We start from the raw sequence: 13,658 nt of genomic DNA on the forward strand, positions 1-13,658 counted from the left end.
CCACTTCGTTGATACCGCAGCACTCACATCAATCAAGCACCCGGACGGTATCGCTCCATTGCTGGAGCCAGCTCCGCACGCGCCGAGCGTCGACCTGGCGTTTAAAGAAGAAGTGCACGACTTCCCGTACCCCGGTACACGGATCCTCCTCTTCGACTGCCAGCACCGAGATGCCGCGCTCAGCGCACTGGAAGCGCTGTACGACATCGCGGCCGTACAGCCGGCGGGTTCCCCATTCGTGACGCGGCTCGACTAACTCCTGGGTTGCCGCCCGCTCCATAACTCCACCGAAGCAGACCTGAATCACACCGTCGTCGCGCAGGATCCGGCACAGTTCGCTGAAGGCCTGAACGTCATCCGGCACACTCTCGAGCACATGGTTCAGAGAGATGAAACCATAGCTACCGTCCGGGCGATCGATGGCCTGCGCATCCAGGCTGTTCCGCACCCCATATTCCGATACCTCATAGTGCTGGAACCATTCAGGGCGCACGCCGGGATCGGCACTGAACTGCAGCCCCTTGCGCGCATTGAGGAAACCGACCGGCAGGGCTTCAAAAACACGTCGGACAATGCGATGCCGCTCCAGCGCTTCACAATACTGACAACGCGGGGCCCGTCCGGTTGTGGCGCTCCGCCCCCCCGGACCACTCCCAAACGTCGTATTGCCGCAGATATTGCACACAGCATCGCTCGCCGCAGCCACACTGGCAACCGTTGCCGGTGCCACGGCCGGAAGGTCCGCCTCGAGACAGCCCTCCCGCAACCGCAGGACGAACCAATCCTGCAGTTCGACAGCATTATCGGCGGTTAGCCAACGTCCCTTGCGCTGGCGCACCACCTCCAGCCCCTCACGGGCGAACAACTCCAGAAGAAATTGCTCTCGATAGGCGATCACCAGCAGAGGCTCATCCGGATCGTGGACGAACGCATTGGCCGAGGTCTGCTTGACCAAAGGGTAAACCGCCGTGCCCGGTTGTCGCTCGAGCGAACATTCCGGCGGAATGGCAAAGAAAGTGGTGACCCACACGCCACCCGGCGCCAGAAATTGCTTCAGGTAACGCACATAGTCCACAACTTCCTGCTCGTACAGGTGCGTGAAAACGGACAAGCTGACCAAACAATCAAAAGCAGCGCGCTCAAACGGCAGCCTGAGGGTCGCGAGTGGCTTGCCATCCGGGTTATAGCGCTCATTGAACAGGTCTGCATGGACGAAGCGGTAGCGCGCGTCGTCCTTGCTTTCCGAGAACTGTTCATTGAGCCATCCGATGTGGCGCGGCAGGATATCGAATCCATCATATTCACCGGCATATCCGCTACGCCGCAGGCCGTAGGCCAGCCGCCCGTAGCCGCAGCCAATATCCAGAATTCGGTGCGGGCCTGCCGCCAAACCCGATGCATCAAAGACTCCAGCAGCGAGGTAATCGGCATGGCGAACAAACATGGCGTCATCCTCCCCCATGAAACGCAGTTCCGCGGGGGGGATGCGTGCGGGTGCCAGCATCTGGACAGGTACGGACTTTCTGCCAGCCCGTCGTCGCGCACCATCGCGCACTGCGGAAAATGCCTTTTGAACATAGCTGTAGAGCAGCATGTCCTCGGACTCGGACTCCAGCAGCAAGGTCAAGGATGCCGGGCTCAGCTGCATCAAGTGCTCGAGCCCTTTCAGTTTCTCATCAGTTTCATGGACATGCGGGAATACGACAGTCGGGGCACCAAGCGCCATACGCAGCACCTCCGCCATCTCTACGACGTCGGGAAAGGCGCATACCAGATAGTAGCGGTCGTCGACGAACTGCCGTGCCTTCTCGAAGCTCGCCTCGCCACAGACGAAACGGCACTGCAAGTTATGCAACTGTTGACGCAGGGCGGGAATGTCCGAATTCAACACCACGCGAACGAAACTGTTGATGTCTCCACTACGTGCGAGCTCGTAATACGGGCTATTGCTGTTCGTCAGGAACTCGGCATAGGTGGACTTGAAACGTTCGACCGGGTCACGAACCACCGTGACGTAGTGTGCCGGCTTGTCGAAATGGACATGATCGCCATAGGGCACGTGGCCCGCCACCACCCGCAGGGATTGCCGCGTCGCCTCATCGGACTCGGCCAGTTCGCCCTTGTAGTTCATGAAACACTTATCGCCCCCAAACACTTCACGAAGCAACAAGCGCAAGGACGTACCACCAGTCCGCGGCTGGTGGATCTGAATCACCACATAGTCGCCCGAGAGAACCGGATCTTCACTGTAGAGCATCTTAATTCCTTTATTCCCCGCCATCCGCTGCAGGCATGATCACTGTAGATAGAGCGGAACAGAGGGCTCGGCACGAGCCATCCAGAATGCCCGACAACATCGTTCGATACTGCTGGGCCACCTGGGACCATGCCGGGAGTGCAGCAGCAGCAGCCACCGAGCTCGCCCGCTGAGCGGACGAAGCGCCCTCAAGCCATGATTGGAGGGCGACGATCCATCCTTCGATGTCTTCGAAGGGGACGATACTGCCCAGCGCCTTGTTGAAAACGATATCGGCAGCGCCCTCTACCGGGGTGGTCAACACCGGCAAGCCATGGGCAAGGGCTTCGGTCAGCACCGTCGGATAAGCTTCCCGATTCGACGTCATCATGAACAGATCGGCGGCACAGTAGAACGGCGCGGGGTTGTCTACGACATCATGGAAGACAAAACGGTCGCGGTAATACCCCAGTTTGTCCACCTGGGCCTGCATCTGGGCACGGTAGTCGCCACTGTCGGCACCGAGCACCACGAAATGCAAATCCAACAACATGCGACGACATTCCAGTTCGCGCGCCAGCTCCACCAGCCTCACCTGCGCCTTGCGTTCGCACAAGGTCCCCACCGACAGCGCAATACGACCGGACTCAGGCAAGCCCAACTCACGCCGCAGCATGTGACGATCACGGCGCAGCAACGCGACATCGGCCGGAACTGAACCGTTGCGAATCACCAGCATGTTGCTGGCGAGATCGTATTCCCTGTAGCGATTGCGGCAATCCTGAGAGACGAACACGACGCGGTCGGCCTGGGTCATCGCAAAAGGCAGAAGGTAGTGCCTGATCTGCTCCGCGTAGCCATCGAAAAAATCGTGCCCTTCAGATTCGTGAATGATCCACACCACCGGCAAGCCCAAGCGGACCGCGGCCACTACCACAAGCACCGACAACAAGGTATTGCAGAAGACGCAACTGGGACTGGCCGCAAGCAATTCGGCCTCCACCTCACGCAGGCGATGTTGCAATTCGGCGATGCCATCAGCCTGGGCGACGATTCCCGCCGTACGCATCAGGCGGAACTGTTCATCCAGGCGCCGGTAAGCGACCGGCCCCTCCGGTATGTAAAAGCGTGAGCCGGTTTCGCCGGCCAAATGCACAGCCAACTCGGCCAGGACCTTGGTGGCACCCTGCAACTGGGTATTGTGAGAATAGAAGACCGGCTCGCCCCCCTTGTTCGACCGCCGCATCGCACGCAGCGGATAGGGAGCCTCCTGTGATGCGTCCCAGTGCGGGCTCCAATAGGGGTCGCGGGTTGCTCCGTACTGCGCCGTGTAGTGCAACACCTCATCGAGCCTGTCCTGCCGTTGCCGCGTTGCCCCCTCATAGTGCAACAGAACCGCGTGCCCCACGTAGACATGGCGGAAGCCTTGCTTGGAGACGCGGGCGCAGAAATCGACATCGTTGTATGCGAGTGAATAATCGTGCTCGTCGAAGCCTCCCACCTCCTGATACAGTGCGCGCCGTACCAGCATGCAGGCAGCGGTCACACCGAACACATTGCGCGTGGCTGCACGATAAGACAGATACCCCTCGTTACCGGGCGGCAGCCCCTTGAGCACATGCCCGGCACGACCGCCCTCGAGGCCGACGGTCACTCCACCATGCTGCAGCGAACCATCCGGATAACACAATTGCGCCCCGACCGTGCCTACACCGGCCAAACGCGCCATACCCACCATGTCGCTCAACCAGTTCGGGCTGACGACCTCCATGTCATCGTTGAGCAAGAGAACGAATTCCGTCTCCGCCAACGCGGCCCCGACGTTCATCTTGCGCGAAAAAGAGAAGCGCCCATTCCGGTCGAGGAAGCGCCCCCAATGCAAAGGTACGTCGAGCCCTTCCAGCGCCAACTTGGTGTCCGGCCCTACATCCTCGTCGGCCAGCACGAGCACCCGATAGTTGCGATAGCGGGTACGCTGCCGGATCGAATCCAGCAGGCGCGCCAGCATGGCCGTGTTGTCCCGGGTCGGGATCAGGATGGTGACTGTCGGCCCGCCATCACCGAAACCGATCTGGAAGAAATTCGATCGACTGGACGCCGCCCACGGCGCAGCCTTGGCCCGTCCGGATGACTTGCGCCGCTTCAGTGACGCACCGATAGCACGCCGGGCCGCCTTGTGAGCATAGTCCTTGTAGCGCGCGGCAAGCGCCGTTGACCCCGGAATCGCCCGCCAGTAGTACAGCACAGAGGCGATATGCTCGACCTGGACATCCGCTTCGGCCACCCGGAGCGCCAGATCGTGATCCTGACATCCATCGAATTGATGGTCGAATCCCCCCAGGCGCTCAAACAGCTCACGCTGCAGACACAACACCTGGCCCGCATACATGTAGGTGAGCAACAATTCCGGACTCCAGTCCGGCTTGTAGTGATAGTCGAGGATTTCCCCGCCGGCCGAGATCCGGGCACAGTCGGAATAAATATACTGCGCTCGGGGAACCGCTAGACTGCGCTCCTCCAAAGCCGTGAGCGCCCCGGGGTCGAGGAGATCATCGTGATCCAGGAAGAGCAGCCATTCTCCACGGGCGCGAGCCGCCCCCAGGTTGCTCGCCCGTGAAATCCCGCCATTGCGGGCCGCACGAACCACACTGATGCCTTCCCTCTCGAACTGCTCCAGTAATGGCAGGTGTTCCTGCTTCGGCGAGGCATCATCGACCACTATCAGCTCGAAATTGCGATGGCTTTGCGCCAATACCGAGTCGATACACGCACGCAGATGATCCGGCGGCGAGTTATAGCAAGGCACCACGACACTGATCCACGGACATGCCTGGCTTGCATAGGGGCGGGGCGCAGCCACCGGCGCACGCAATGCCGGCCCCAGCAGCGATGCACCCAGCGCTTCGGCGCGGGGTTGGAGCGTGGCGGTACCCACTCCCGCGCCTACCACACCGTTGCCACTACGCCCTTCGCCCCAGCCGTACGTGAGAAAATGGGCCAGCGGCTCTTCTCCCGCGACAGCCACGTCCGAGTATGCGGCAAGGTAGCGCTGCGGGTGGAAATCCCGACAGGTCGGCAGCCCGAGCGCCAGACCTTCCCTCAGATAATGCGCCAGCATCGTGCCCTGCTGCGTGGGTAGCCCCCGCTCCCTCATCGCCCGTTTGTAGAAGGCCGGGTCGAACAAGGGATTGGGACACCGTCCTTCAGCCTCCCCATGCATCACGTAATGCACGAGGGGATTGATACGCGCAGCCTCTACGTCGGGATTCCGTGCAAGATAGTAATCGGAGTCAAAGTACACGCTGGGCGAATAGGCCCGGCACTCAGGATCCAGGAAAAACTCCCTGAGCATGTCGAGACGATCATGCGGCCCATCATATCTGGCCGCATACCATTCCGGGTTGAGCACTCCACATTGCAACAGCGGCACGATGTCGATAGGCAGGGCCTGCAACAGTGCCGTCACTTCCTCATGGCGCCCCGTCATGCAACACCCTTACGCACGGTTGAAAATATCTCGGCAGCCGGTAACCAGCGCACAACGGAAAACTCAGCGGTAACAGCAAACAGCGTATGCATAAACAACCAGGCGTCATCCTTCATCGCGCGATGATGGGTCAGCACCCCCAAGGGCTCGGGCTCCATCGCATTGGTACGCAGTTTGGCCAACCGCTTGACGAGTTCCAGCACGAGAGTTTGAGTCGGCTTGCACGTCGCCTTGGATGCAGCCGACCAGAGCAGAATTTCTATATCGCAATGCACGGTGATCAACTTTGAATCGGGAAGAGACGGCTCATCCCTGTGTTGTGATAACCCCAGAAACCGGTATTCCTCCAGTAGCGGGATAAAATTAGCGGCGATGCGATTCCACGGAGGGACGAAGACCGGGATGAAACGCTCACCAAACAATCCCTGCAGGCGCTGACGGCCCTCCGCGATTTCCCGCGCCACCTCCGAAAGCTGCCGCCCATTGCCGAACTCGCTACTCGGCACACCGGCAGCCACATGGCTCTTGTGCGCATAACCATGCTGACAAAAGCTCAGCTCAGCCATGCCCATCGTATCCTCCCCCAGACGGCCATCGGTATGAGCCGGAATCACGGCCGCCAGTACAGGAACACGAGCCTCCGCTGCCAACAGCGCCATTTTGTTGAGTTCCGGACTGGCACAGACCAGATCGTCGTCCCGCCACCAGAACGGGCAACTGCGTCCGCTTGCCTGCCATAGCTCGAGCTCTGCTCTCAAGGGGGCAAACGGGTCCTTTGCTGTCGCCCCGCGCCGTTCGGGCTGCATCTGCGCACGAACCCGAAAGCCCTCATCCATACCCAGCCAGCGCTGCATCTGCCGAACGATCCGCGGCTCCCGCGTGTAAATGTGAGCAGCCATTTGCACTCCACTCCCCGGATCACGCATCTCGATTTCCAGCACGTGCAGCTCGCTGCCCATACAGTCGAACCGTGCAATCACATCACGCCCATATCGGTGGAAAAGAGGGGGATGCTCCACGTCGATGCTAATGTCTTGCTCCAGCGCATCGGGAAATACACACATCAGCCAACCATCAGCGAGCAGCGTGTCCAACAGGCGGTCAAAGGCCGCGCGGTCGTCACGCACAAACCCCAGTACGTGGCAGGCAATGACGGCACCATAATGATGCGGTATCTGCGCCGCCGCTACGTCCTCTAAGCTGACACGGTCAACACTTCCAAACCACGCTGTTGGCACCCCGGTCGTATCCCCAACCAACAGCAGACTCCGCTCTCCAAGGAAGCCGGCCTGCAGAGCAGCAAGCACCTTCTGCACCACGCGATGCCGCTCAAGCGAACCACACTCCTGGCAGCGCGGCGGTCAACCATTTGAGGCGATACGGCCCCCTGGTCCTGGCAAGAAGCGCTGGCCGCCGCAGAGGTTGCAGCGCAGAGAAGCCCCCCTCACAGTCAGCAACGGCGCCGACCACACGAGATGCGCATCCGGATAATACGGCGCGAGCCGCCCAACCGCCCCTGGAGGGCCGATGACCAGCACAACAGTGCCGGAGTGACCCGTCAGTTCAAACCATTCCAACAAGCGACAGGCCGTCTCTTGGGCCGCTAGCACGTCCGCCAGCATTGCCGCCGCCTGCTCACCCGCCATCGCAGATGGGGGGCTTGGCACAATCAACAACGCCGTTCCTGTGGGCGACAGCACGCGCAACATTTCCGGAATGAAAAACCATAGCAGATCGACCTGAAGGACATCGCGCTGTACACACAGCGCATCAATTGACTCTTTTTCGACTGGCAATGGCAATGCAGACGCCAAAGCATCGATCACTAACACGGACTTCGCCGCCTGATAGGGCACGGCCATGTTTTGGCGGGTACCGATGCACAGTACCCTTTGGGCCTGCACTGCATAAGTCGCGGCATAATGCTGCTCAAGCAATTCAAAATCCACTATCTTGCCCCTGTTGGCAATCACACTGGCGCAGCCACGATGCGACCGTCGATGATTGAAGCGAACTTCAATCCGAGACTATGCTGCACATGCTTTCCCCGCGAGAACACGTGCAGCGCTAATTCGGTGTCGGTGCCCGGATCTGCAACAACAAGCACACGCATCGACAAGCCGAGTTCATTGCAACGCAAACGCTGCGCCACATCCAGACCATAATGACGCGGCCCCCCATAGACGCCCTCGGCCTGCCTGACCTCAACAGTACGTGGCTTACCCAGCGGGTTTCCGAGGTCAGCCACGATCACGCCTCCGTCATTCAGGCAGCCCGCCAACGTCGCAAAATCGGCAACGTCATCTCGCGCCAGCTCAAGCCCATGGTCCAGCACGATCAGATCCTGACGGCTTTCGCCCTCCACCGCACAGGCCCTGGCCACCTGTCTCGGGCTCCCCCACAACGCCGCCCCGGGAAGCGGCGCTTCGCTCACATACAACATCCGCGGTTTTACCGGCCCGCTGGCGGAGAGCGCCTGAGCCACGGCAAACATGGCGCGATGACGCTCCAGCGAACCGCACTGGCGGCAATGCGGCAAGCTGCCATTCAATGCCCGGCGGCCCCGCGGCCCGGCATCGAAGCACAGCGCACCACAGATCGAGCAGGGGCGCTGCCCACGCGCGGCAAGCAACCACTCGGGCAGAGTGAGTGAAGGCAGCCCGAAAAAGCGGCGGCGCTCCTCAATCAGACTGGTCATATAGCCCCAGCTATGAGCCGGTAAAATCTGCGGTGCTGATGCAGACTCCCAGTCGTCCCCATAGCCGAACACCTCAACCAAAGGGGCAAAATCTTGGCGCAGATGGCATAGATCGTCACTGCTCAACCAATGCCGCCAGTTACCGCTACTGCAACTGCGGGCTACACGCCGGTACTGCGGATCGATGGTCGGACGATGGCCTACTGGCCGGTCCAGATAGCTTTCCAACGATGCCAATTCACCTGCCACGAAGTCTTCATAGCGCACCACACACCAGTTCTGATGCTGCGCGGACAGAAAGCCAGCGTAACGCTCGATCGGGCCCATCAAACAGCACACGGCTTCCTGCCGATCCCCGAACAGCAGGGCACCGACATCCAGCAGATTGACATCCTCCGGGGACTGCTGCTTGTCCCACAGCATGCGCAGCAGCCGATGCATCAATGCCTCGTCTCCCAGCCACTCCCGGCGCGAGCTCACGACGTACAGCAAACGGCTGATGAACAGATCGCGCGGATCGCGCACCAGCAGCATGCGATGCGACACGAACGCCGCACCGCGCAACAAGCGCTGCTCGTCGAAATGGTCGTACAGCACCTTCGCGACGCCACCTGCCGGCAATCGCTCCAGTGCTTCCGGCGGCTCCTCGAACATCACCGTCGAAGCCCGGACCGCCTCAACCACTGCATAGGTTAGCGCGGTCGTACCGCTCTTGGCGGGCCCGACAACGAGATACCGTGCCCCCCTGTCTGCGCCATTCATCCCGGCTGATTCAATTCGCTCACCCTAACCAGGATTTCAGCCACACGGTGATCGAACGTATGCTCCTGGCGGATCAACTCACTGAAAGCGGCGGCGCGCCGAGCACGCGCATCTGCGTCAACCAGCAAGCCCTCAACGGTCGAACACAGGCTCTCCGCCGAGTCGTAATACGACACCGCGTCGCCAAACAGCTCTCGGCAGGCCGTCATGTCATCCGTCACCAAAGCAGCGCCACATGCACCGGCATCGTAAATGCGGTTGGATATGAAACCCTCGCTGCGCATATCCGGCCAGTGATCGTTGAGCACCACTTTGGCTGTCGAGTAATAGCGGCGCAATTCCTGATTAGGTACATGCTTGGCCTTGAGGCAGCCGGTTGGCAGCATGTTGTCCCACATTCCGCCATACACGTCGAAATCCAGCCCGCTATCGAGCGCGTACTGCACGACCTCGCGCCGCTGACCACGCGAATTGCCGACGAAAATGACATCTTTGATATCCAGCGACTCGTCGCTGTCCGGATAAAACAACTCTGGATCCGTACACTGCAGAAGCGGCGAAACGCGCTCGCCCAACCGTCCAGCCAGGCGCTCCGCATAGGGCACGGATGCAACGAAGACGTGATCATAGCTCTGGCATTCCGAAAGAGTAATATCATCAGGATGACTAATCAGCCACATAAGGTTGATTGCCGTCGGCTGCGGCTTGTACAGCGACAAGCCACGCAGCACGATATTGACGTCATCCCCCGCCGTCAGGCCACCATCCCAATCAGGCAGGATATCGATGCGAGCAAAATGCCCCTGCCGCTCAAGGGCGCGCTTGATACCCAGTGCAAAGTGGTAATCACCCCATGCTTCGCGCTCTTCCGCATTCGGCACACCGATCTTGATGGCAAAGCGAAGGCTGCTATTGACGAAGCGCACCAACTCTTCGCGGAAGGTCATCGCCCGATTGTCGTAGGTGTGGTGGGCCAGCACCTCGGCATGCAGTTTCGTCGCCAGGGCCTCACGCTCCTCCGGCGCGTCCAGGTAACGCTGGAGGAGTTGCTGCAATTCCTCGGCTGTAGAGAAGGTCGGCAGGAGATCAGGAAACAATTCCGCTGCACCACCGCCGCAATTCGTCAAAACCAGGCGTCCGCAACCGATGGCGTCGAACACCCGGGAATTCAATGAATTCCATTCGCGGGTTACCGGATGCGAGTCATCCAGGACGATCTTGGCCGAAGAGTAGATTTCCGGCATCTGTGTGTAGGGCACAGCACCGCGCCAGTTATGACGCCACTTCTCGTGCTCTCCCCAACCATGGCCGTACATCGCGAACTGATAGGGCAGCGCAGACAGATCCTGCAGATCGATGGCCTCACGTTTATCCAACCAATAACTGCCCGTAAACGTGACGTCGCTGGCGTGATAGCTGGCGGGGGGGAGCGGACGGAAGCGTCGGGCATTCGTGGCGATCGGCAGTAACACGCTGTCTCGTCCGGTCTGCTCCTTGACGTAGTCAATCGCCTTACGCGAGGAGCAGAAGATCAGCTGGTAGGCATCGAAGTATGGCATCGAAACCCATTCATCCATCCGGTTGCGTGCCCACGCCACCGTCACCAGTCCAGGATTGGCTTCAGTCACCTTCTCGATCTGGTAGTCATGGAGCATAACGACGAGTACATCAACGCCGGGCAGGTTGTATGTGCGCTTCGGTACGAACACGGTTTCCCAACCGTATACGTGACGCATTGCCTCAGCCAGTTCGACCGCCGTAAAGAAATCACCCGCAAACGTAGCCATAGTCGCTTCTGAGACAACGAAGCCTACGCGTAATGGGGTAGCACGCCAGAAATCCTCACCCGCCACCAGCGACCGCAGGATACGGCGCGTCAAATGGCGCGCAAAGCGCGAGATGTACAAACTACGATTGCCTGCATGAATCCGCGCGTTATACATCTTTTCGCGCTCAGACACCTGCAGCTTGGACTCACGTGTGGCACTACGGTTATGCAGGGCAACGGCCGAAGTGTCACTGATGACTTTCTTCCCCAAGCCCAAGGTTACGCTCAGGCACAGGTCGACATCCTCCATTCCATAGAAATACCCCTCATGAAAACCGCCCAGAGCATCAAAGTCCCCTGCACGGCACATCATCAATGCGCCCGTGACGACCGGTACATGGTAAACGGCAGCGAGATCAGCCGTGAGTTGCTCCCCCTGCTCCATCGGCACGTAGTAGCGCTTGTTTGCTCCCGGCAGCACGCCAAATCCAGGGAAGAGCACACTCTGGTGATGCGTGACGTAACCCCACTGCTCAGCCCCCAATCTGAGCGGTTCAAGCAACTTCAAACCAACCATTCCCACATCAGCACTTGCTAGGTGGGACAGCATTGGCGCCAAACAATCGTGCAGCATGACCAGGTCGTTATTGGCAAACACCAGGTACTTGCCTTTCGCTAGCCTCGCCCCAAAGTTATTCGAAGCCGAGAACGAATAATTAGCACCACGTTCGATCAGGCGCAGCGGCAGATCAGCAAACTCAGCCACCACCGCCAGACTGTCATCACTCGACCCATGGTCGAGCAAGATAATTTCGTAGGCGTGCTTGAAACTCACACGGCGAAACGAGGCCAGGAACTCGCGCAACACTCTGGCGCCATTCCAATTGAGTGTAATGATGGAAATAAGTGGATCGCCCGCCTGTACTTCTTCCAGCGGCTGTTGCATAGCCGGTTCGGCCAACCACCGTCGCGCTGGCGGCGTATAGCTGAACTGCTGTTCGGGCAGTTGATCTGGCAGGCTACCGAAATAATCAACGAGCGGAAACAGGACGGACGCGTGCCTGTTAGGTAACTCGTACTGGCTTTCCAACACCACGACACTAATGTGACGTTTCCTGCCGTTCATCAAGCGCAGTGGCAAACGCATCGTAAATACGTGATGACCGCTCCGCCACCCGTTGCGCAAGCGCGCCTCGAAGCGATTGGCGCGAGTGTAGCCAATACACTCACCGTCCACATGGATCGCGACGGTCACGGGGTCGTCCGGTCGCAACGTATCGCAAACCCATCCGTGCACCACGCTATGGGTAGCACCGTCCACGCACCCCGCATAACGCTTACCCATCGGCACGGCAGCCAGATGCGCTGGCGTAAGGGATATCGGGAATGGCTGCGTCAAACGACGATTTAGGGTTTGACCATTGAACCGCACCGAGATCTGATGAGCCAAACCATCGTATAGATAGGCTGGGAAGGAATACAGAAAACCGTGTGCGCCTTCGATACCCAAACTCTTGTTGACATCGCTACGCACGATGTTGGTGTCGACTCGCGCAATTAGTGATGCACCATCGTACACCTCCAACGTGATCACACTGTCAGGTTGCTCGATGTCGTATGCCCACCCCTCGATGCCATTCTCATCGAGTCGATCCATTTTGCCTTTAAGCGTGCTACGGTAAGCCAATCCAATTCGGCCATCCGCTGAGCGAAGACAATAAGGAGAGTCGGTCAGGATCGCGCGGATGTGATGCTCTAAACCATCGGACAAATCAAGCGGCAATTCAATCTTGAAATCGAAGCTCCCCTGACCCGACTGCGTCACTGGCACACTACCAATCAGTTCGCCATCCGCGTATACGGCGAGTCTACCGCGATACTCAGGCACCTCGCGGACATCAATGCGTCCACTAACCAAGCCGCACTCGACTTGAAAGGCAGCATGTTTGAGCACCCGAAGCCCCGCTGTCCCCTCAACGACCGTCACCCGCTCACAGAGTTCAACGACTTCCAATTCCAACACATGTCCGCCGCCGTCGAAGCATGCATCCGTCACCGGTACCAGAAAACCATGCTTGCCTGGCCACTGCCCGAGTTCTGCCACGTCATCGCGGGATAAGTTGGCCTGCGCCGTATTCGTCAGACGGCCATCGAGATACAAATTGACGTTAAGTGTGCGCTCTGCGTCTGCTTCAGCAATCCAACCACTAACGCCCGCCGCCCATACACCGTCGATCACGATCGCACCGCCAGTCACGACTCCTTCATTCGGCAACACGACGTCAGCCTCGGGTACGGCCGTTTCCTCACTGCCCCCCCCTAGAACCACGGGAGCCTCACTCGGCGCCGCAACCATACGGGGCAGAATGATGTCCGTTCCGGTCACTCTAGCCTCCGCCCGCCAAAACAGATTTTGAGCCTCCTCCGTCGCCACCCACATGAAACCGTGATAACCGTCGCCAATGTGGTTGGCGATCAGATCATCACGCATGCGATCACAATGGACTCGACCGATTACGGCGTCATCGACGACAAACTCCACTTCCACGCGCCGCGTCGGCTCCGCCATGTCGCAGCACCAGCCGGCAAGAAAGTTGTCACCGATGGTTTCCAGGAAGCCCTGGTACATGGGGGGCTTGGCCTCAACGACAGTCACACTGCCCTGCTTGTTGCGAGGCTTCCGGGGAGTTGCCATTCTGCTGTTCCT

The 13,658-nt window shown here is 59.4% G+C and carries 6 protein-coding genes; all 6 read right to left on the reverse strand.

Features of this window, described 5'->3' with window-relative positions; all coding sequences use genetic code 11:
- Positions 1 to 28: 28 nt before the first annotated feature.
- From AC1PQG_RS17410 to AC1PQG_RS17435, 6 genes are read right to left on the reverse strand one after another with little or no spacing between them, the layout of a single operon-like run.
- Positions 29 to 2,257: a methyltransferase domain-containing protein gene (locus tag AC1PQG_RS17410; protein WP_481119077.1), complete on the reverse strand. Its 2,229-nt coding sequence runs from the start codon at positions 2,255 to 2,257 to the stop codon at positions 29 to 31.
- Positions 2,258 to 2,267: 10 nt separating this feature from the next.
- Positions 2,268 to 5,723: a glycosyltransferase gene (locus AC1PQG_RS17415; RefSeq protein ID WP_481119078.1), complete on the reverse strand. Its 3,456-nt coding sequence runs from the start codon at positions 5,721 to 5,723 to the stop codon at positions 2,268 to 2,270.
- Entirely contained in the window at positions 5,720 to 7,042 is a 1,323-nt protein-coding gene (locus AC1PQG_RS17420; protein ID WP_481119079.1) for a polysaccharide deacetylase family protein, read from the reverse strand. Before AC1PQG_RS17420 ends, AC1PQG_RS17415 begins: the two co-directional genes overlap by 4 nt.
- A 42-nt stretch (positions 7,043 to 7,084) precedes the next feature.
- On the reverse strand, positions 7,085 to 7,672 hold the full coding sequence (locus tag AC1PQG_RS17425) for a hypothetical protein (protein WP_481119080.1): 588 nt from the start codon (positions 7,670 to 7,672) through the stop codon (positions 7,085 to 7,087).
- 20 nt (positions 7,673 to 7,692) lie between these two features.
- The gene (locus AC1PQG_RS17430) at positions 7,693 to 9,183 is read right to left on the reverse strand and encodes a hypothetical protein (RefSeq protein WP_481119081.1); all 1,491 of its coding nucleotides are present in this window, start codon (positions 9,181 to 9,183) and stop codon (positions 7,693 to 7,695) included.
- Positions 9,180 to 13,646: a glycosyltransferase family protein gene (locus AC1PQG_RS17435; protein ID WP_481119082.1), complete on the reverse strand. Its 4,467-nt coding sequence runs from the start codon at positions 13,644 to 13,646 to the stop codon at positions 9,180 to 9,182. Before AC1PQG_RS17435 ends, AC1PQG_RS17430 begins: the two co-directional genes overlap by 4 nt.
- Positions 13,647 to 13,658: the final 12 nt, after the last annotated feature.

Source organism: Zoogloea sp. GDB6 (assembly GCF_056724105.1).

What these genes read in the sequence shown, in the direction of transcription:
- AC1PQG_RS17415 (WP_481119078.1), bottom strand. Translation starts at nt 5,723, where the DNA reads ATGACGGGGCGCCATGAGGAAGTGACGGCACTGTTGCAGGCCCTGCCT.
- AC1PQG_RS17435 (WP_481119082.1), bottom strand. Translation starts at nt 13,646, where the DNA reads ATGGCAACTCCCCGGAAGCCTCGCAACAAGCAGGGCAGTGTGACTGTC.
- AC1PQG_RS17410 (WP_481119077.1), bottom strand. Translation starts at nt 2,257, where the DNA reads ATGCTCTACAGTGAAGATCCGGTTCTCTCGGGCGACTATGTGGTGATT.
- AC1PQG_RS17430 (WP_481119081.1), bottom strand. Translation starts at nt 9,183, where the DNA reads ATGAATGGCGCAGACAGGGGGGCACGGTATCTCGTTGTCGGGCCCGCC.